Below are 20,747 nucleotides of genomic sequence, written 5' to 3'. Positions count from 1 at the left end.
AGCGTTACTGCTTAGAGGCAGATTTTTCCAATATAAAAATAAGAGAAAAACCTATTACAGCAGCAACAATAGCATAGATTAATTGATTGTCTCCCTGAAAAGAAAAAGGAGAAATATTTTCGTCTATTATAATTTCTTTTTTACCTATCTGAATAACTTCTATAATATTCTTCCAAGGCCATATTTTGTTCAAAGAACCCAAGATGAATCCTGTTAAAACGGCTAAGGTGGCGTCTTTATAATTGGTGAACATCCATTTTAAAACCCTGGCAAAGCTTAAAATACCAAAAGCGGCACCAAATGCAAAAGTGACAATTATGCCAAAGTCTTTTTCATTTACGGCTTCTAATACAGTTTTATAAGAGCCCAATAGAACTAATATAAAAGATCCAGAAATACCTGGTAATACCATGGCGCAAATGGCTATGGCGCCAGACAGAAATATAAAAGGCAAACTTCCTGAACTAGTAGAAGGAGGTAGGGTAGAGATGTAAAAGGCACTAGCTGTACCAGCTATAAATAATAAAATAGCCAGAATATTCCATCGTTTAATGGATTTTGCTACGAATATGACGCTTGCGAATACTAAACCAAAAAAGAATGACCATGTTATAATAGGGTGTTCTTCTAATAACCAAGCAATAATTTTGGATAATGAGAAAATACTGATCATCATACCAATGACCAGGGCCAGAAGAAAGTTACCGTTCAATTTCTCCCAAAACTTTTTAAAGCCTTCCTCCTTTAAAACTTTTAAGGTCGTTAGGTTAACGTTGTTTATAGAGGTGATGAATTCTTCGTATATACCTGTTACAAAAGCTATTGTACCTCCAGATACTCCTGGAACCAATTCTGCAATACCCATTGCCATACCTTTTAGAGATATGTACGTATAATCTTTAAGTTTTCTGTTGTCCATGAAGTGTAGAACCTATTCTATGAGGTTTTATTGTATTTTCTTACAATTTCTTGGGTCCATTCAGATTTGCCGTATTCAGGAAAATTTTCAATGAACAAGTGTAGTTTTTTCTGCTTTTTGTCAATTTTTAGTGCATCCATTAACATAATACGGGCATTAATGGCATCTTCAGCAAGAAGCAAATAGCCTACAGACCTATACAATAGTTTTAAATTTTCAGGGTAAAATTCTCTTCCTTGCGCTAAAATGGCGGCCGCTGCCACTTCTTCTCCGTTTATGTGAACAACTTCTGCCCAATCTAGCCAAGTATCCAATTCAAAATTACCTAAGTCTACTGCTTGTTTAAAGGCGAAATCTGCTTGGTCGTAATTCTTTAAGGCCATGTGAATGTGTGCACACTTTTTCCAATATTGCGGATTCTCACCATCTATATTCAAGGCTTTGTTAATATAGAATACTGCCTTTTCATAATCCCTGCTATTGTAATATAGATTTGTAATGGCCAGCCAACCTTTGTCTAAAAGTGGATCTTCGTGAACGGTTTGGTAAAAATAGTATTTGGCCATATCAGTATCCTTCAGCTTTTCATAGCATTTTCCTATTCTTAAAAACGCATGAGACGTTGGGTCTTCAATAGATATGGTTGTCTCGTAATTTTCAATGGCCTCTTTATAGCGACCTAGTTTTTCAAGAACTTTTCCTTTTTCAAAATAAGCACCTATAAAGGTGTCATCAGAAATGACGGCAAAATCAAAAGCGGTCAGTGCTTCGGTATACATTTCTTTATGATAATACTGTTTACCCAATTGATGCCATGCTACTTCGCAGTACGGATTCTTTTCTAAATAACTATTAAGGTAAATAATTGCGCCATCATAATCCTCTAGAAACTCAAAGCAATATACTACATTGTAAAGCGACGAATAATCTTGTTCATCGAACTCCACACATTTCATAAAGCTCTCTTTAGCGCTATTGAAGTTGTCCAAAAACAGATACTCCATGCCCAAAAGGCTATAAATGTCAAAACTATTATTGGTAAAACCTAATGCTTGTTGTAGCAATGCAATTGCACCCTCGTGGTCATCTCTTTTTGAATAAATATTGGCACGTTGAATGTAAATTTCGTCATTACGATTGTCTAACCGTTGTAAATCATCTAAAAGGGCTTCAGCTTTGTCCATTTGGTTTTCAAAAACCATGACTTCTACTTGAAGTAATTTTAATTCTGTAGAAGCTGGGTGCTGCTGTAAACCAATTTTAATCCCTTTTTTAGCCAAAGAAATCTTCCCATGATTTAGGTAGTGGTGCACAATATCTTCAAAATCCTCGGCATCAAAGAAATAGACATCATCTGTCTTTAACATTGACTCGAATTTTGTTATTGGCTTGTCCGGTCTCTCGCTAGATTCTAACGCCATAGGAACTTTTTGGTTTTACAAGATATTTTAAAAGTAAGCGTTTGTATGGGGTTTCAGCTATGTTATCAATCGATATTATTAACAAATTAGTTAACAACGTTGATTTACATAGTGTTAAGAAGGGCTAAAATTATAGCGCATCCGTCTTTAATTTCTTTTTCCGAAATAGTTAATGGTGGAGAGACTCTTACCGCTCTATTTTCAAATAAAAGCCAGAATAAAATAAGATTTTTTTCTTTGGCTCTTAAAACTAATTCATTAGCTGTTTCGGGGGAATCCATGATCAAGGCAAGCATTAATCCCTTACCTCTAATTTCTTTTATCTTCGGATGTTTTAATAGCGATTTAAAAAGTGTTTCTTTCTTTAGAGTATCGGTAATTATAGTCGAATTCAACAGCGCATTTAATGTTGCCAGACTAGATGCCGCAATTACCGGATTACCACCAAAAGTAGTAATATGACCCATTTTAGGATTCTCACTTAACGTATCCATAATTTCTTTGCTAGCCGTAAAAGCACCAACGGGTAAACCAGATGCCATGCCTTTACCAATTACCAAAATATCAGGGATGCAATTATAATGTTCAAACGCAAATAGTTTTCCTGTTCTTCCAAAGCCTGGCTGTATTTCATCAAGTATTAAAAGCGCTCCCATTGCTGTACATCGTGCTTTTACTTTCTTTAAATAGTCATTTGTTGGCAGTATAAAACCGGCACCGCCTTGTATGGTCTCTAAAATGACACAAGCAGTTTTATGGGTTATCTTCTCTAAATCTTTTTCGTTATTGAAACGAATATGATAAATATCTGGTAACAATGGTCTAAAAACACTTTTACGTTCTTCAAAATCCATTAGGCTTAAACTGCCCATGGTATTACCATGATAGGCAGATTTAGCCGCAATAATTTCTGAACGACCGGTGAATCTACGTGCCAATTTCAAAGCGCCTTCTATAGCTTCGGTACCAGAATTAACCAAATAGGTAACTTCTAAGGGTTTAGGTAAATTATCAGCAAGTAATTTGGTGTAAATAGTTGCTGGAGATTGCGCATATTCGCCATACACCATAACATGCATATATTTCTCTACCTGATTTTTTATTGCCGCTACCACATCTGGGTGACAATGACCAAGTGTGCATGCAGATACACCTGCAACAAAATCTAAATGAGCATTACCGCTAGTGTCATAAATATAACTGCCGCTGGCATGAGAAACTTCCATACCTAAAGGGTAGGGGGAAGTTTGTGCTTGATATTTTAGAAAATCTTTGTTCATGTGAAATAGCTATTTCACCTTTTTAGGTTTTATAGATTTTTTAGGATCCGTGGCTTTATCTTGTGTAGGTATATTATTGACCGGGTCAGATTCGTTTTTGCTTCTTTGTTGCTCTTCGGCATCAATATCTATAGGGTTGTCAATTCCGTTAATGACAACAAGTTTTAAGTTATTATCATCTTCATCGAAGATATCATCTTTGGTTAGAATACGTTCATCGCCACGCCATACAAAGCCCTTTAATATTCTACTATTTTTAGGTAATTCTTTTTCAGGAAAAATATCTCCGTCAGGATCTGTGTAAAATGTAAGGTCTTCTATATCATTATCCGCCATTGTAATTCTAATAGTACTACAAACGGTTTTATCTATTCCAATAAGTTCATCATCATCGTTATACATGTAGTAAACAACTTCTGTGTTCTGTACTAAATCTATAATTTTTAATTCGTTTTCAATAAACTGTCCGTAAAGGTTTATCCCTTTTGCTTGGTTGTACCCGGTCATGCTAACACTATCCAATGAAATAATAAAGGCATTGTTCAATACTTTTAGGGAGTCTAGTTTTTCAGTTTTTAAGTTTGATTTTAGGTGAATGCTATCTCCGGTCATTTGGTTGGCACCGTTCCAAATTATGGGATTCTTGATCAACTGCGTGATACCTGTTTTTTGTTCTGAATGGATGCTATCACATTTACCGCTTAAATCTGTTTTATAGAATTTGGCATTTCTAAAAGCACGTAGCACTCTTTCTTCTGGTTTACCGGTGACCATTAAGGTATCTCCATGAACATAAAGAGAATCTCTTTCTTGAACAGAAATAGAAACAGCCCTTCTTGTGGCAAAAACCGAATCTTTTGCCTTATATACTTCGGCATAGTGCGCCCTAATAATACCATTGTTAATAGTATCTGTAACGGTTATATTATTGGTTGCCGAAGCAAATTCTTGATTTTTATTGAAATATACACTGTCACCTTCAATAATACGGTTGTTATAATCAATACGGGTGTTTTTAATGCCGTAACCGGTTTCTACCTTGGTATCATAAAACCCTCTTTCACAATAAATTTTATATGTTTCTCCGTTAATGGTAGATGGGCCGTACATGTAGGCATTTTTAGATGTTTGATAGTAGTCTAGTTGCTCAGAGTCTACCGTGTATTTAGGGTTTTTGATATGTACACTATCTAGGAACTGATATTTTTTAAGTTCCATAAAATACTTGCCGATCTTACTTGTTAACGTATTTGTAGAATCAATAACAGTACCGTTGTCTTGATAATATGCCTCTTGTTTTTCGCGATCTAAACGTAAGGTGTCGGTTCTTAAGGTCATGTCAGAATTTGTTAGCACCACATTCCCCCATGCTTTTGCTAGTTTTATATCTCCTAAGTAGTTGATTTTTTTACTGGTCATTTCAACAGAATCGCCCTGTTTTAAAATGACATTTCCAATAGCTTCTAATCTATTTTCTAATTGGTAATAAATAGCAACATCGCACCAAAGGTCTGCTCCTTGATGTTCAAATTGTACTTGACGGGTATCTTTACTAAAAATTGATGCGCCTGGATATTTGGCTTCGTTTTTTGTAAAGTTGGCACCATAGACAATATTAATTTGTTTGGGTTCTTCTTCAGCAGCTGGCTGTTGGGTGTATCCCAAAATTGTGCACGTAAAGAATAATAAAACAACGGAATAAATCTTTTTCAACCTAAAAATTTTTTCAAAAATAGGACATTTTAAAAGAGCCTTGTCATGGTTATGATACTTTTGGGATTTGTTTTCTAAAGTTTGCTTATCTATCTAGGTTTATAATTTAGGGGTTTTGTAGAAATAATTTTGTTAAGTAACCTTCAGAATTCCTCTTATATATCCAACAGATTCAGATAGACCGTATATGGCATGGTTTTCATCTTTCTCATACTCTATCGCTACAACTCCAGAATACTTGATCTTTCTTAAAGCGTTTAAGATTTCTGGAATATCAATAGAACCATGACCTAAAATAGTTTTGTTACCTTTTGCAATAGGAGCATCTATATCTTTAATATGAACGTCAAATAATTTGTCTTGATATTTGATGAGCTCTTCGGCAGGATTTAAACCTAATCGATAGGTGTGACCCACATCTATACAGAGACCAATTCTAGAGTCCAATTTTTTTATTTTGTCATATATGCTTTTTGGAGAGGGAAAGACGTTGTCTTCAGGACCGTGATTGTGTATGGCTAGTTTAATATTGGTCTCTTTCACTTTTTCTTCTATTAATGGAAGTAGATGATGGGCGGTTGTACCTATTATCATAGGGAGACCGGCATCATTGGCATAGTTGAAATAGGTTTCTACATCTTCACTGGTTTTCATGGTAATAACACCACCACCATATAAATTTAATCCTCTTGCGGTAACTTTATCATGAATAAATTTTAGTTTTTTCTTACCAGCGTCATAGGGTAAATGAAAACTTTTTAAAGCTACATCCTTTAAATTAAGCCGTTCTGTAATATCTAATAGCTCGTCTAAACTATATTTTCTAAGAGTATAAGAGGCTAAGCCAATATTAAGGTTATGGCCTACATATTTGGCTGTGGTTCTGCCATTCTGATCAGATTTAAAAGATACGGTACCTAATGCCAAGGCTCCTAATCCACTAGTTTTAATGAAATTTTTACGGGATAGTGCCATAATTTAAAAATTAGTGATCGGTTTTTGATTCTTTTTAAATTTTTGTCCGAAACCAGAATTGTTAGGTAAGAAAGGTTCATCTAAAGTTACATTTACGCCATCTTTTGGAATATCGTCTTCTTTACCCAATGCCCAATACATTCCGTTCATAGCTAATTTACGCATTGGCGTAAGTTTAAAATCATATGGATGGCCAAGCGTAGTAAAGAATACCCTGGCTTTTTTACCTGATGTACCTGTATAACTTTTAGTCCAAGCAACAGGATTATCCAATGAAAATTCTTCTAATTTACCATTCATTTCATGTTGCGATTTTGTGGAATGTCCCATTAGAAATGGTTCGCTATCTCCTTGAAGTTTCCAATTACCTCCATCAACATGATATAGCCAAGAGTAAGCTTCAAATTCAGAAAAACCATTTAAAATAGGATTTGTTGCTTGATCCCCTTTTATGGTAACGTTCGTTACCGGAAATTTGCCATCATCAAAATGACCATGATGAGTGATCCATTGTTGACCAAAAACTTTTGCCGGCCAGGCTGCATTAAATTCTGTTAAGGTAGAATCATTTTCATATTTAAAAGCATGGGTGCTGGTTCTGAAACCTACTATGGGTTTACCAGATTCCACATAATTGGTGATGTATTCGCGTTCTTGTTCTGGTAAATTTCTAAAACGCATGAAAACAACCATTAAATCTGCAGTGTTAAGAGCTTCTAAACCGGCTATATGGTCTCTTCTGTTGGGGTCTATAAAACCTAAACTATCTACAGAATAGACCACTGTAACTTTTGCTCCTAGCTCTCTTTTTGCCAATTTAGCTAACATAGGAAAGGTTTCTTCTGATCGGTATTCTTCCTCGCCGGTCACAAAAACAATATGTGGAGCTTTCGTCTCTTCAAAAGTCCCTTCTTTTTTTTCTTTTGATTTTTCTCCACATGCCGTTGCTAAGCATAGCAGCAGCATCATTATATAATTATTTTTCATAAAGTGAATGTTATGGTAGTTTATTTCATTGGATGTTCTTCTAGCAACTCGTCTGCCGTGTAGAAATTGTTACGATCTTTGGTTGCCTCTCTTACTTCTTTTACCTTGCTAGGATCAATGACTGAAGCTTTGTTCCCAAATGAATTTCTTACATAAGTAAGTACGGCGGCAACTTCATCATCTTTCAATAAGCCTTTAAAAGCCATCATGGGTACTTGACCTTCATAATGATTGCCCTCAATGGTCATTGGTCCGTAAAGACCGTGAAGTGCAAGTTTTATCAAGCGCTCTTCATTACCTAAAACCCATTCCTGACCTACTAATGTTGGGTACCCTGCTTTTTGAAGACCGGTGCCACTTTCTTGGTGACAGGTAATACAGTAACCTTCTGTTTCGTAAATCTTTTTTCCTTTGATAAAAACTTCTAAATCATTCCCTTTTAAATGTGAAGCAAGGGTTTTTTCTTTGGTTTTCTCTAAAAAATTACCTGTTAATCTTTTTTCTGCAAAATTGAAAGCACCTTCCATCCAGTCATCTAAAGGATGATTTCTGGCTATATTTAAGATTTCCAAGCCTTCTGATTGTGGTAGCCAAGACGCTGCGGTTATAGTTTCTAGTCTTACTCTGCCGTGTGTGTCGGCAGCAGCTGTTTTTAATAACTCTTGCGAGTTATTTAATTGGTGTCCCATGTACCTCACTACCCTTACGGATGCAGCACGTACTCTGTGGTCCTCAGATTTTAACAAGGAAGCTAAAAGATCAGCGTTTACTTTATTTAAACCCCATGATACCCAAAGTGCTTCTAAGCGATTATGTTCATAGTTACTGTCGTTTTTATCTAAATTATCTACCCATGTATTTACATATTTTAAAACTTCATCAGTAGCTCTACCTCTTAACTCGCGGCGGGTTCTGTATCTGGTTCTGTATTCAGGTAATTTAAGGTTTTCAAATAATTCAGGAATAGAAGCTCCATCAATTTTAGCGGGTGTTACTAAAGGTCTAGATGGGTAGGTAATTCTGTAAATTCTACCATGTACATGATCACGTAACGGGTCACGGGCATTATGTTGCATATGGCCTATTAAAACATTATGCCAATCAACTAGATATAATGAGCCATCAGGTGCAAATTCTAATTCAACGGGTCTAAAATTAGGATCGGTACTGGTAATTAGGTCTTGTCTGTGTTTTGAAGAGTAGCCTGTGCCGTCTTCCATCATTTGGTGTTGTTTTAATCCTAAAAATCCTATAGAATTAGCTAATAACATATCACCTTGAACTTCATCAGGGAAATGGCTGCTAGAAATAAATTCCATTCCTGAAGTTGGCCTTACACGGTGTTCTGCTTCAATTAAGCCTTTAGTCAAAGGTGCGGCAACGCCGTAAATTGGTTTTAATGAACTTGGCATCATCCAGTTTACTTTAGGACCTGAAGTATGTAAAAAGAAATCCTGTCCCCATTCATCAAATGCAATACCCCACGGGTTAGGTATAGATACTTGTAGTGTACGCTCTAAGTGTTTTCTCTGGGGATTATACCTGTAAAATCCGCCATTGGTAGCTCTAACAGTTCCATATGACGTTTCAACATTTGTATGAAGAAATACGCCTTCAGACATATAAAAAGCCCCTGAAGGATCTGCACAAAATGCTGATATGGCATGGTGGGTATCATGGTCATCAAAACCGCTTAATACAATTTCAACTTTGTCTGCCTTGTCATCACCATCGGTATCAGTGTATAATTTTAAGTTAGTGCCTTGACTAACATATACTCCTTCTGGGGTAAATTCAAAGCCTATGGGTAAATGCAAATTGTCCGCAAAGACGGTTTCTTTATCTGCTTTTCCATCATTATCGGTATCTTCTAATATGATAATTTTATCATTCGGTTTTGCGTCACCGGGCTTGTAATGCGGATAAGAGGGGAGTGTAGCCACCCAAAGCCTGCCTTTATTGTCAAAAGATATTTGTGCCGGGTTTGCCAAATTTGGAAATTCTTTTTCAGAAGCAAATAGTTCAACCTTGTAACCCGATGGTACACGAAGTGTATTAATAGCTTCTTCTCCATATTTATAGTGTACCTTTTCTCCGTTACCTAAATTGTAATTGGTTTCTACAGGAGGTAGCTTGCTGGTTCTATCATCGGCAGATTTTATGTCGTATGAATTACCATTAACAGTTGCCCAAATAGATGAGTCTCTAATAGCTGTTAGCTCTCTTGTTTTTGTAATTTCAAAAGGATAGTTGTCTGGACCATAAGGAGCATGGCGTCTACCAAAAACATGAACTCCGTTGGGTATTTTATAATCATTGTGCCAATAGAAATTTTTCTCTTTGATAGCTTCGTTGACGGCAACTTTATTACTTTGAGATTTTACAGATTTATTTCCTGTGAGCTCATCTGCCAATAGCTTTGCCAAAGAATCATAACCTGCTTCGTTCAATTGAGAACCATCAATGGTTAAATTTTCATTGGTATTGTTAAACCAGTTTTTTGATGGGGTAAATGCATCTATAAACGGAACAGAATTGGCAGCACTTACTTCTTTCATTGCCTCAGTGTATGCTTTAAGATTTTCATTTTCTGAAATTCCATTGGGTACATCTAAATGGTCAGATATATCTTCAAAGGCAATTGGTGACACCAATACTAACTGTGGTGCCGATGTTCCGTTATATTTTTGTTTTAATGTATGTTTTATAAATGCATCTAATTCTGCCTTGTAATTTTCTAATCCATCAGCTCCTTCAAAAGATCCGTTATATCCAAAAAACGCTAATATGATATCGGTGTTTAAGCGTGTTAACCACTCGTCAGGTGTTTCAAATACACCTTGGCTGCCAGATTTTTGAGCTAGTTCGGTTTGAAATTTTTCTGCACCCGGAAAAGCCCATGGAGAAACACGACCGGAATGAGGTCTGAAACCAGGGGTGTCACCACCATCACACATATTTCTTATGATAAGAGAATCTGTAGGGTAGCGCATTTGTAATTCTGTTTCCAAACTACCATAATTCAACATTCTAGAGCCTAAGTTGTTTCCTATAAAGACTATTGAAGAATGTGGTTTAATTTGAACTATAGGTTCTTTGTTTTCTGAGCAGCTCTGAATATATAGTACGCCTATGAGTAGTAGTGCGTATCTATAAGTGTTTGTGAAAAAATTTGTCATTATTGATTAAGTTGTTTGTGGTCCGTTCTGTGAAGAGTAGATATAAAATAACCACTCGAAAGTGGTTATTTTGTATGTTTAAAAAATGGTTTAGAAATTTCTATAATCACCTTCTAAATAGGCGTTAGCTTCTTCTTCTGCAAATTTTGCATTTTCACTATCCCAGTGTAAAACTTGATTTGGGAATCTGCCAGCAATTACGCCTAATAATATAGTTTCGGTTAGTCTAGATGCATATGAAAACGGTGCTGTAGTTTCATCAGTACCTAAACAAGCGTCAACAAATTGGTGATAATGTTTAGGACCTTCCGTATTATAGTTGCGAATTGGTTCACCCATATTGTTCGCTTTTCCTACGGCTTCTATTTCTGCTGAGATATCCACATATTTGCCGTCTACTATTTTTTTAGGTAACTGCATAAAATGAGGTAGTAATAACCTTCCTTTTTCACCTATGAACATGGCTCCTTGGTCAGGTAAGGTCCCTTCTTTTGCTGTTTTGGTGTCTAAGGACATTTTGTCTTCCATAGAATCTCCAGATGCATCTTCCGTTGTTGTCTTGTTCTCTGCGCCCGGCAATATTAAATCTTCATGATCTTTTGGAGCACCCGGACCATCGTACCAAACCCATTTTAATGTTTCTGTGGTAAATTCCGTTTGAGGAAACTCATAAGTAACTACATTTTTTTGTGGAAACCCAAAACCATTTGGTTCTCTGCATTCGTTTTTAATGGTTTTTGGTACTTGTAATGCTAATGCATTATAAGGCGTGTCAAAAATATGAACCCCCATATCACCTAAGGTACCACAACCGTAATCAACTAGTTTTCTCCAGTTTCCAGGGTGGTAGAAACCTTCTTTATATGGTCTTTCAGCTGACGTTCCCAACCACAAATTCCAATCTAATGATTCAGGTACTGGGTCAGACCCTGTAGGTTCTGGTCCGTCATAACCCCAATCTTTAGGAGACCAGGCGCGTACGGTGTGTACTTTTCCAATAATTCCAGATTGTATTAATAAGGTTGCAAGTTTGTAATCATAAAATGAATGTACCTGAATTCCCATTTGGGTCACCAAACCTTTTTCTGCTGCAAGCTTGTTCATTGCTCTAGCTTCAGAGACATAATGGGTCAATGGTTTTTGACAATACACTGGTTTGTCCATTTCCATAGCCATCATTGAAGCGGGTGCATGGGTGTGATCCGGAGTGGAAACGACCACAGCATCAATTTCATCACCCATTTCTTTCAACATAACTCTGTAATCTGAATATGTTTTGGCGTTTGGATGCAATTTTTTTGCTGCTGCTAAGTTATTGGCATCTACATCACACAATACGGTAACATCAACTTTACTGTGTGATGAAATTGCTTTCAAGTCTTCAGCTCCCATATTACCAACACCAATATGGGCGGTACGTAACCTTGTTAATTTCTCTTTTTCTTTTTTACAAGACCAAAGTCCAGATGGTAATAGTACAAAGGTAGACAACGCCGCAGCATTTTTTAAAAAGTCTCTTTTATTCATTGATTGTTGGTTAAAGTTTTTTGATTTTTATGTTTCTGAACCAGATAGGGCTAGAGTGATCTTGAAAGCCAATATAGCCAGTTTTGAACTTGCCGTAGTCTTTGCTGTTCTTCCATTTATCTGAATTTTTTTTCTCGTACCAAGCTTCATCCCATGGTACAAATGACACTACTTTTTTGCCATTTAGCCAGTGTTCTACTTGCTCAGGTGTGAATATGATTCTTGTAGTGTTCCATTCTCCAACAGGGTTCAATATTTTTCCCTCAGGATTAGCGGCATGCATTGCATAATCAGAAGCAGTCTGTTGTAATGGTTTTAACTCTTCGGGTTTGTCCGTATAGCCTAAACTTAAGTTATAGTCTGTTAAGTCGTGAATACTGGCGTAGTTTTCATCATCGATCAATTGATACTCTGGAGAAACTTCCGGTGGACTATCATAACTTTCTTTTAAATGGTAGAAAATACCGCTATTTCCTCCTTTTGGTAACTTCCATTCTACGTAGAGCTCAAAATTATCGAATTCTTCGGCACCATAAATAATGTCTGTGCCACCGGTATAATCTTGTTCCATACCTAGTTCGGTATCAAATTGTAATTCACCATCTCTAGCGATCCAACCTGGTGGTAGTTCTTTTCCGTTGTAAGCGCGCCAACCTTTGGTAGTTGTACCGTCAAAAAGGGTTATCCATTCATTATCGGTTTTTTGTTGGGTAGGTGTCCGTTCTTCTACTTTTTCTTTTTTTTCTGTTTTACAAGCGGTTGTAAGAATGAGAAAGAAAAGAAGAGTTGAGTAGGTCGTTCTTGTCATTTGTTGGTTTGTGGTTAAGTGGTAAAATGTATATTTTACACAAGCTTGAAATTACAAAAAAAAAGAATGGCGATAAAGGTATTTCCCTAAATCGCCATTCTTTGAGGTTGAACAACCTGTGTGAGTCGTTGTACGACTATTTTAGAATTGTTTGAGTTCTATCTGGACCTACTGAAACAATCTTAATTGGCACTTCTAATTCTTTTTCAAGAAATGCTATATACTCATTAAGTGCTTTTGGTAATTGGTCTGCAGATGTCATATTTGTTAGATCTTCTTTCCACCCGTCCATTTCTGAATAAACAGGCGTAACATTTTCTGCTTCAATATTGTAAGGGAAGTGCTCAATTTGCTCTCCTTTGTAATGGTATGCTGTACAGATTTTAAGTTTATTAAAACCACTCAGTACATCACCTTTCATCATCATTAGTTCAGTAACTCCATTTACACGCACCGCATATTTTAATGCTACTAAATCTAACCAACCACAACGTCTTGGTCTACCAGTAGTAGCGCCAAATTCGTTTCCTACGCGAGCCATGGTTTCGCCATCTTCGTCAAATAATTCTGTAGGAAAAGGTCCGCTACCTACTCTTGTTGTATATGCTTTAAAGATACCTTTTACTGCTCCAATTTGGTTTGGGGCAACTCCAAGACCAGTACATGCGCCTGCTGCAGTGGTATTTGATGAGGTTACAAATGGGTATGTTCCAAAATCGATATCTAATAATGATCCTTGGGCGCCTTCAGCTAATATTTTTTTACCTGCTTTCTGAGCTTGGTACAAATATTCTTCGCTATCAATGAAGGTCAATAATTTTAGCTCTTCTACCGCTTTAAAGAAATCAGCTTCTAATTCAGCAAGATCGTATTGGATGTCAACATCATAGAAATTGATCATAGCTTCGTGTTTGTTCGCAAGGCTACGGTATTTTTCTTTCCAGTCACTTAATTCAAGGTCACCGATACGCATACCGTTTCTGCCGGTTTTGTCCATATAAGTAGGGCCAATTCCTTTTAAGGTAGAACCAATTTTGGCTTTTCCTTTAGATGCTTCAGAAGCGGCATCAAGTAAACGGTGGGTGGGTAAAATTAAGTGCGCTTTTCTTGAAATGAATAACTTAGAGTTTATATCTAAATTGAATTTTTTCAATGCATCTAATTCTTTTTTAAAAATAACAGGGTCTATTACAACACCGTTACCAACTACGTTCACTGCATTTTTATGAAATATTCCGGAAGGAATAGTATGCAGTACATGCTTTATTCCATCAAATTCTAAAGTGTGACCGGCATTTGGTCCACCTTGAAAACGTGCAATAATGTCGTAATCTTGAGTTAATACATCAACAATTTTTCCTTTTCCTTCGTCACCCCATTGTAGGCCTAACAATAAATCTACTGCCATCTAAATATTATATACTTGGTTAGTTTTATTTTACTTCTTTTTTGTCCGCATCTTTTGCAGGAGTATTTTTCGTCCCATAAAAATAAAGGGAATGTGTATTTATTTTAATATCAAAAACTTCTTCAATGGTTTTTTTTATAGATTGAATTCTTGGGTCACAAAACTCCATTACCTCTCCTGTGTCAGTTAAAATAACATGATCATGCTGACGGTCAAAGTATGATTTCTCGTATTGTGCCTGGTTTTTGCCAAATTGATGTTTACGTACCAATTTGCAATCTAAAAGTAGTTCAATGGTATTATAGAGTGTAGCCCTACTTACGCGATAGTTTTTATTTTTCATTTTAATATAGAGCGATTCTATATCAAAATGTTCATCGCTTTCATAAATTTCTTGAAGAATAGCGTAACGTTCGGGTGTTTTTCTATGTCCTTTGTCCTCTAAAAAGGTTGTGAAGACGTTTTTTACAATTTCTTGATTTTTATCAGAAGACATATTTACGGCATTAATATACAAAGGTACAGCTAAATTTTAATTTACTTTTTCTAAATACGAGTAACTTTATCAATACCGTTGATGTTCATAAGATTATCGGTCAGTTTTTTCAATACCGCCTTGTTTTTAACCACCACGGTAATCTTGCCTTTAAACGTTCCGCCATCGGTACTGAAATTTAAATTACGCATATTTACGTGCATAATATCAGAGATAACTTCTGTAATATCGCTTACCAAGCCTAAGTTGTCAATACCTGTCATGACTATGTCAGCTTGGTATTCTTGTTGAGATGAATCTATCCATTTGGCACTAATAATGCGATAAGCGTAATTAGACTGCAAAGAGATGGCATTAGGGCAATTCTTTTTATGGACTTTAATTCCTTCAGATACACTTACAAAACCAAATACCTCATCACCAGGAATAGGGTTGCAGCATTGTGATAGTTTGTACTCTAGCTTTTCTTCCTCTTTGCCAAAGACAAGCATATCATATTTAGAGGTAATCTCATCTTTATTGATATCTTCTTGGGCAGGCGATTTGCGCATTCTGTTCTTAAAGAAGCTTATGAACGCGTTACTATATGAAGAGGCAAAATCTTTTATCATTGTATTGTCTATAGAGCCAATACCTACGCGATAAAATAAGTCTAAACTAGTTTTTAGTTTAAAGAAGGAAACCATTTTATTAATAGAATCTTCATTAAGCGAAATCTTTTGTGATTTCAGCTTACGGCGTAAAATTTCCTTGCCATCTTCTGCTACAGATTTTTTCTCTTCCCTTAAAACAGATTTAATTTTTGCGCGTGCTCTTGCCGTGGTAGCGTAATCTAACCAGTTCTGATTTGGTTTTGCTTGATCGGAAGTGATAATTTCCACCTGGTCTCCACTAGAAAGAGTGGTGTTCAAAGGAACTAATTTGCCATTGACTTTTGCTCCTCTGGTGCGCATACCTACTTCGGTATGTATGTTGAAAGAAAAATCTAATGGTGTAGCTCCTTTTGGTAAAGATCTTAATTCTCCTTTTGGGGTAAAAACAAATATCTCTTTTGAGTATAGGTTAAGTTTAAACTCCTCTACAAAATCTACAGCGTTGGTGTTAGCATTTTCAAGGGCTTCTTGTAGTTTGTTCAACCAGACTTCTATACCTTGTTCTTTTTGGTCTCCATGTTTGTATTTGAAGTGTGCGGCATATCCTTTTTCTGCTATTTCATGCATGCGCTCACTTCTGATCTGTACTTCTACCCATTTGCCTTTTGGGCCCATTACGGTAATATGCAAAGCTTCATAACCGGTAGATTTAGGAGAGGATATCCAATCTCGTAATCTAACTGGGTTAGGGGTAAAGTGATCGGTGACTATTGAATATATTTTCCAGGCAAGAAATTTCTCGTTCTGTATATCGGATTTATAAATAATTCTAATGGCAAACTTGTCATAGATCTCATCAAAAGTGACATTCTGGGCAATCATCTTTTTACGCATAGAAAAGATAGATTTCATTCTACCTTTTATAATATAATTGAGTCCTTCTTTTTTGAGAGAATTGTCAATAATGCCTGAAAATGCATCAATATAAGCTTGTTGATCTTCTTTGCTGTCCTCTATTTTATCTTTAATAGAGTTGTAAACTTCTGGTTCTGTATATTTTAAGCTTAAATCTTCTAGCTCTGTTTTAATGTTGTAAAGTCCAATTCTATGGGCTAATGGAGCATAGATGTATAGGGTTTCGGATGCAATCTTTACTTGCTTGTGCTCTGGCATGGAATCCATGGTGAGCATGTTATGAAAGCGATCGGCAATCTTTATGATAATTACACGTACATCATCATTTAAGGTCAAAAGCATTTTTCTGAAATTCTCTGCTTGTTGAGAAATGTTCATGTCTTTTTTTAAATGAGATATTTTAGTAAGTCCGTCTACAATGCGAGCTACCGTTTCACCGAACATACGATCTATGTCATCTAAAGTGTATTCAGTATCTTCGACCACATCATGCAATAGGGCAGAGGCTATAGATACCGCATCCAGTCCTATTTCAGAAGCAACAATTTTAGCTACCGCTATGGGATGAAAAATGTAAGCTTCGCCAGATTTTCTTCGCTGATTTTTATGCGCATCAACAGCTATCTCAAAAGCACTCCGTATTAGTTTTTTATCCTCATCTGTCAATGTTTGATAACTAATTCGAAGTAGCTCTTTGTACTCTTGAGCTATAAGTTTATTTTCTTCTTCTATCGCTGCCTGTGTCATACTAGATTAAAAATAAGATAATCTTATATGATGCACAACAAAAATTATGCCTTTAAATTACGTATGCGATCTATTAGTGGTGGATGTGAATAGTGCATGAATACGTATGCTGGATGTGGAGTTAAGTTGCTAAGACTGTTTTTTGATAGCTTTTTCAAAGCTGTTACTAATGGTATAGCTGCATAAGTTTTTTTTGCATAGTCATCTGCCTGGTATTCAAATTTTCTTGAAAAATAATTCATTAATAAGCCCGTAATTTCAGAAATGGGGCTGTATAAGATTCCAAAACCAATTAGTGAAGCATGAAAACTTGGGCTGTCTACCCCAATTGCCAATGAAACTTCTGGGTTGTTGATGAAAAATGAAAGTATCAAGAGCATGAAGCCGGTAAGAAGAATAGATGTGACCAGATTGTATACGATATGTTTTTTCTTGTAATGACCTATTTCATGTGCCAATACGGCAAGAATTTCTTCTTCTTCCAAGTCATCTATTAAGGTGTCATATAAAGTTACTCGCTTTTCTTTTCCAAACCCAGAAAAGTAGGCGTTTGCTTTTGTAGAGCGTTTAGATCCATTGATGACAAATATCTGTTGCAGGTCAAAACCTACTTGTGCTGCGTAGTTTTTGATCTTTTCTTTTAAGGTGCCCTCTTCTAGGGGTTCTTGCTTATTGAACAAGGGTACAATTAACCTGCTGTAAAAAACATTTATGAACAAGGTGAAAATTGCAATCAGTGCCCAAGTATATAACCAAAAGGCTGTACCTGCCCATTGAAAAAACCAAATGATAAGCGATAGCATTGTGCCACCAACAATAACGGTCATTAACCATTGCTTGAGCTTATCAATAAAAAAGGTTGCTTTTGTGGTTTTGTTGAAGCCGAAGCTTTCTTCGATTACAAAAGTTTGGTAGTAAGAAAATGGAATATTGATCATATCGCTTCCGATCATAATTATCCCAAAGAATACCAAAGCCTGTACAATGGTATTATCACTTTGATTCTGAGCAATGCTATCTACCCAAGCAAATCCGCCAAATAGCAGAAACGCTAAAATCAATAATAGTGAAAAAACCGATGTAAAAAGGTTGTATTTGTAGTTCGTTAGTTTGTATGCTTGGGATTTTTCATATTCTTCAGTGTTATAAACGTCATTTAGATCTTCTGGTATGGGGTTTTTAAATTGCTGTGCGTTCAAATAATTCATTGTCGTAGCAAATATAAATTCTGCAATTAGTATGAAAAGAATGCAGTAAAAGACGAATGTATTATTCATAATAATGTAATTGTAAACGATAAATTTGATAGAAAAAGTAAAAGTTTTACTTATTTATTTTTCGCTGACGTTTGGCTTCAAAGATAAGTATTGCGGCAGAGACCGAAACGTTCATAGAATCTATCGCGCCTTCCATGGGTATAATAATATTTTGAGAGGCATTGTTAAGCCACTCAGTACTAAGACCGGAGTGCTCCGTACCTACTACTATAGCTGTAGGTTCTTTGAAGTCAACCGTTGTATAATCTTTAGATGCTGACAGTGCAGCACAGAAAATCTGAAACCCTTCTCTTTTAAGGTAGGATATAATCTCTGTTGTGCTACCCATTTTTACCTCCCTGGAAAAAACACATCCTACACTTGATCTAATAATATTTGGGTTGTATAGGTCTGTTTTAGGGTTTGCTATTAAAACCGCATCTAAATTTGCAGCATCTGCCGTACGTAATAATGCGCCAATATTACCAGGTTTTTCGGGAGCTTCTGCAATTAGTATTAATGGATTTTTAGTTTCAAATGCTAAAGAAGAAAGCTCGTGATCCTTAGCCTTTGCTATAGCTATAATACCTTCAGTGCTATCTCTGTAAGCCATTTTTTTATAGACCTCCCCACTTACGGAAATTAACTGATTTGCATTGAAAGACTGAAGTATGTCACTATTTTCTAGAATTTCTTGGCAGTATAATATCGTATCAATATGATAGTTTGCATTGTTCGCAATTTCTATCTCGCGTAGCCCTTCTAACACAAAAAGGCCTGTTTTTTTACGCTCCCTTGATTTTTCCCTTAAAAGTAGTACCTTTTTTACTAGGGAGTTTTGCGTGCTGCTAATGTATTTTGTTGCTTGCATGAAATGCAAAAATAGGTCAATTTAGTAAGTCTCTTATAGTTTCTCGACTAACAGGTCTTTAAAACCATAAAAATCATATAAAAAATGAATAAATTCTACCTATTAGTATTCTCTCTGGCATTGTTTTCATGTAAAGAAGCTCCAAAAAAAGAAGCGATTGCCGACTCTGTTGAGAAAGTGGAGAAAGAGCTGGATTTAAGTAAGTACCCAACAGAATTAAACAAGGTGTTTGAGGCTCATGGCGGGATAAAAGCTTGGAAAAGCTACAAAACGTTGAAGTTTGAGATGCCAAATAAAGAGTTTAATGAAATACAAACTATCGATCTTCAGAAAAGATTGGACAAAATTTCTACAGACGCCTATACGCTTGGTTATGATGGTTCTGATGTTTGGCTTTCAGATCATACGGGTAATTATGAAGGAAAACCTAAGTTCTATCATAACTTAATGTTTTATTTCTATTCAATGCCGTTTGTGTTATCTGATGAAGGAATAAAGTACGAAGAAGTTGATGCTTTGATTCATGACGGAGTTGCATACCCAGGGTATAAAATTTCTTATAATAGCGGAGTAGGTGCTTCATCTACAGACGAGTACTATATTCATTATGATGCAAAAACATATGAAATGAAATGGTTGGGCTATACTATGACTTATTTTAGTGGTGAACCTTCAGAAAAAATTAATTGGATCAATTATGCGGAGTGGGTTGAAGTTGATAAAATTTTGTTGCCAAAAGTAATTACATGGTATAAAGTAGAAAAAGGGGAAATTACAGCGCCTGCAAATACCGTTAACTTTGAAAATGCAAGTTTAAGTGTTGAAGCTAAATCAACGGACTTTTATGCTAAACCTACAGAAGCGGTAATTGTGGAATAAGTTTTCTTAAAATCATATAATTCTTTTAAAATAGGTGCCATTTTTATGGCACCTTATTTTTTATACCTAACTTGGAATTTATCTAATTTTAAAGGAATATGAATGTACTTTTTTTTGGCATTACAAAGGATATCGTAGGAAGTTCTGAAATCAGTTTTTCTGATGATTTTAAGCCTATAAATGTTGCCGAACTAAAAAAACAACTTATAAGTTCTTATCCTGAATTTTTGAAATTAAACTCATTGGCGGTCGCTGTAAATAGTGAGTATGCCGATGATAGTGTACCTTTGAACGGCAATGATGAAATTGCTATAATACCACCGGTAAGCGGAGGCTAATGAAGAAAATAATTGAAATAGTTGATGTAATAGATACCGCTAGGGTGTATACTGAATTAAGTGATGCCAAAAGTGGAGGAATATGTGTTTTTGTAGGCGCTGTACGTGAGTTTACAAACCATGAAGAAGTAATTGCTTTAGAGTTTGAAACCTATAAGTCAATGGCATTAAAAGAAATGGAGAAAATTGCAGATGCAGCTTTAGAAAAATGGTCATTGAACAAGGTGGTCATGAGACATGCCGTAGGTGAAAAAGGAGTTGAAGAACCAGTGGTGGTGGTAGGTGCATCTTCTGCGCATAGAGATGCGTGTTTTGAAGCCTGTAGATTTCTTATCGATACTTTAAAAGAGACTGTTCCTATATGGAAAAAAGAGAAATTTAAAAATAAAACGGTGTGGGTATCCGCACATCCGTGAGAAATTAGAAAAGAGATAA

At 35.9% G+C, this 20,747-nt stretch carries 17 protein-coding genes; 3 read left to right on the top strand and 14 right to left on the bottom strand.

Features of this window, described 5'->3' with window-relative positions:
• Window positions 1-4 precede the first annotated feature (4 nt).
• From BW936_RS12020 to BW936_RS11955, 14 genes are all read right to left on the bottom strand, one after another.
• Entirely contained in the window at window positions 5-919 is a 915-nt protein-coding gene (locus tag BW936_RS12020; protein ID WP_076548641.1) for a DUF368 domain-containing protein, read from the bottom strand.
• A 17-nt stretch (window positions 920-936) separates the two neighbouring features.
• Entirely contained in the window at window positions 937-2,340 is a 1,404-nt protein-coding gene (locus tag BW936_RS12015) for a tetratricopeptide repeat protein (RefSeq protein ID WP_076548640.1), read from the bottom strand.
• A gap of 104 nt (window positions 2,341-2,444) precedes the next feature.
• Window positions 2,445-3,620 carry an aspartate aminotransferase family protein gene (locus BW936_RS12010; RefSeq protein WP_076548639.1) on the bottom strand — a complete coding sequence of 392 codons (1,176 nt, stop codon included), beginning with the start codon at window positions 3,618-3,620 and terminating at the stop codon, window positions 2,445-2,447.
• A 9-nt stretch (window positions 3,621-3,629) separates the two neighbouring features.
• The gene (locus BW936_RS12005; protein ID WP_076548638.1) at window positions 3,630-5,333 is read right to left on the bottom strand and encodes an OstA-like protein; all 1,704 of its coding nucleotides are present in this window, start codon (window positions 5,331-5,333) and stop codon (window positions 3,630-3,632) included.
• A 132-nt stretch (window positions 5,334-5,465) separates the two neighbouring features.
• Window positions 5,466-6,308 (bottom strand): sugar phosphate isomerase/epimerase family protein, encoded by an 843-nt coding sequence (locus tag BW936_RS12000; protein WP_076548637.1) that lies wholly within the window; start codon window positions 6,306-6,308, stop codon window positions 5,466-5,468.
• Between the two features lie 3 nt (window positions 6,309-6,311).
• Window positions 6,312-7,295 carry a ThuA domain-containing protein gene (locus tag BW936_RS11995; protein WP_143744138.1) on the bottom strand — a complete coding sequence of 328 codons (984 nt, stop codon included), beginning with the start codon at window positions 7,293-7,295 and terminating at the stop codon, window positions 6,312-6,314.
• 20 nt (window positions 7,296-7,315) lie between these two features.
• Window positions 7,316-10,474 (bottom strand): PVC-type heme-binding CxxCH protein, encoded by a 3,159-nt coding sequence (locus BW936_RS11990; protein ID WP_076548635.1) that lies wholly within the window; start codon window positions 10,472-10,474, stop codon window positions 7,316-7,318.
• 90 nt (window positions 10,475-10,564) lie between these two features.
• Window positions 10,565-12,001: a Gfo/Idh/MocA family protein gene (locus BW936_RS11985; RefSeq protein WP_076548634.1), complete on the bottom strand. Its 1,437-nt coding sequence runs from the start codon at window positions 11,999-12,001 to the stop codon at window positions 10,565-10,567.
• Between the two features lie 10 nt (window positions 12,002-12,011).
• On the bottom strand, window positions 12,012-12,809 hold the full coding sequence (locus BW936_RS11980) for a 3-keto-disaccharide hydrolase (RefSeq protein WP_076548633.1): 798 nt from the start codon (window positions 12,807-12,809) through the stop codon (window positions 12,012-12,014).
• A gap of 136 nt (window positions 12,810-12,945) precedes the next feature.
• Window positions 12,946-14,217 carry an adenylosuccinate synthase gene (locus BW936_RS11975; RefSeq protein WP_076548632.1) on the bottom strand — a complete coding sequence of 424 codons (1,272 nt, stop codon included), beginning with the start codon at window positions 14,215-14,217 and terminating at the stop codon, window positions 12,946-12,948.
• A 25-nt stretch (window positions 14,218-14,242) separates the two neighbouring features.
• A complete protein-coding gene (locus BW936_RS11970; protein ID WP_076548631.1) occupies window positions 14,243-14,713 on the bottom strand; it encodes a Fur family transcriptional regulator in 471 nt (156 codons plus the stop codon).
• A 50-nt stretch (window positions 14,714-14,763) separates the two neighbouring features.
• Window positions 14,764-16,968, bottom strand: coding sequence for a RelA/SpoT family protein (locus BW936_RS11965; RefSeq protein ID WP_076548630.1), 2,205 nt, complete (start codon window positions 16,966-16,968; stop codon window positions 14,764-14,766).
• A 44-nt stretch (window positions 16,969-17,012) separates the two neighbouring features.
• On the bottom strand, window positions 17,013-18,245 hold the full coding sequence (locus tag BW936_RS11960; RefSeq protein WP_076548629.1) for a M48 family metallopeptidase: 1,233 nt from the start codon (window positions 18,243-18,245) through the stop codon (window positions 17,013-17,015).
• 46 nt (window positions 18,246-18,291) lie between these two features.
• Entirely contained in the window at window positions 18,292-19,095 is an 804-nt protein-coding gene (locus BW936_RS11955; RefSeq protein ID WP_076548628.1) for a TrmH family RNA methyltransferase, read from the bottom strand.
• 84 nt (window positions 19,096-19,179) lie between these two features.
• Here BW936_RS11955 and BW936_RS11950 point away from each other — a divergent pair, with 84 nt between their 5' ends.
• From BW936_RS11950 to BW936_RS11940, 3 genes are all read left to right on the top strand, one after another.
• On the top strand, window positions 19,180-19,974 hold the full coding sequence (locus BW936_RS11950) for a DUF6503 family protein (RefSeq protein WP_076548627.1): 795 nt from the start codon (window positions 19,180-19,182) through the stop codon (window positions 19,972-19,974).
• A gap of 98 nt (window positions 19,975-20,072) precedes the next feature.
• Window positions 20,073-20,312: a MoaD/ThiS family protein gene (locus BW936_RS11945; RefSeq protein WP_076548626.1), complete on the top strand. Its 240-nt coding sequence runs from the start codon at window positions 20,073-20,075 to the stop codon at window positions 20,310-20,312.
• Window positions 20,312-20,728: a molybdenum cofactor biosynthesis protein MoaE gene (locus BW936_RS11940; RefSeq protein WP_076548625.1), complete on the top strand. Its 417-nt coding sequence runs from the start codon at window positions 20,312-20,314 to the stop codon at window positions 20,726-20,728. Before BW936_RS11945 ends, BW936_RS11940 begins: the two co-directional genes overlap by 1 nt.
• Window positions 20,729-20,747 lie beyond the last annotated feature (19 nt).

Source organism: Maribacter ulvicola (assembly GCF_900155985.1).
Lineage (GTDB): Bacteria > Bacteroidota > Bacteroidia > Flavobacteriales > Flavobacteriaceae > Maribacter > Maribacter ulvicola.
Note: the sequence above shows the minus strand (reverse complement) of the source record. Positions and strands in the feature narration are given on the sequence as shown.

Coding starts and splice junctions, on each gene's coding strand:
- BW936_RS11980 (WP_076548633.1), bottom strand. CDS start 12,809: ATGACAAGAACGACCTACTCAACTCTTCTTTTCTTTCTCATTCTTACA.
- BW936_RS11955 (WP_076548628.1), bottom strand. CDS start 19,095: ATGCAAGCAACAAAATACATTAGCAGCACGCAAAACTCCCTAGTAAAA.
- BW936_RS11975 (WP_076548632.1), bottom strand. CDS start 14,217: ATGGCAGTAGATTTATTGTTAGGCCTACAATGGGGTGACGAAGGAAAA.
- BW936_RS11965 (WP_076548630.1), bottom strand. CDS start 16,968: ATGACACAGGCAGCGATAGAAGAAGAAAATAAACTTATAGCTCAAGAG.
- BW936_RS12020 (WP_076548641.1), bottom strand. CDS start 919: ATGGACAACAGAAAACTTAAAGATTATACGTACATATCTCTAAAAGGT.
- BW936_RS11995 (WP_143744138.1), bottom strand. CDS start 7,295: ATGAAAAATAATTATATAATGATGCTGCTGCTATGCTTAGCAACGGCA.
- BW936_RS12015 (WP_076548640.1), bottom strand. CDS start 2,340: ATGGCGTTAGAATCTAGCGAGAGACCGGACAAGCCAATAACAAAATTC.
- BW936_RS11950 (WP_076548627.1), top strand. CDS start 19,180: ATGAATAAATTCTACCTATTAGTATTCTCTCTGGCATTGTTTTCATGT.
- BW936_RS12010 (WP_076548639.1), bottom strand. CDS start 3,620: ATGAACAAAGATTTTCTAAAATATCAAGCACAAACTTCCCCCTACCCT.
- BW936_RS11960 (WP_076548629.1), bottom strand. CDS start 18,245: ATGAATAATACATTCGTCTTTTACTGCATTCTTTTCATACTAATTGCA.
- BW936_RS11985 (WP_076548634.1), bottom strand. CDS start 12,001: ATGAATAAAAGAGACTTTTTAAAAAATGCTGCGGCGTTGTCTACCTTT.
- BW936_RS11990 (WP_076548635.1), bottom strand. CDS start 10,474: ATGACAAATTTTTTCACAAACACTTATAGATACGCACTACTACTCATA.
- BW936_RS11940 (WP_076548625.1), top strand. CDS start 20,312: ATGAAGAAAATAATTGAAATAGTTGATGTAATAGATACCGCTAGGGTG.
- BW936_RS11970 (WP_076548631.1), bottom strand. CDS start 14,713: ATGTCTTCTGATAAAAATCAAGAAATTGTAAAAAACGTCTTCACAACC.
- BW936_RS12000 (WP_076548637.1), bottom strand. CDS start 6,308: ATGGCACTATCCCGTAAAAATTTCATTAAAACTAGTGGATTAGGAGCC.
- BW936_RS11945 (WP_076548626.1), top strand. CDS start 20,073: ATGAATGTACTTTTTTTTGGCATTACAAAGGATATCGTAGGAAGTTCT.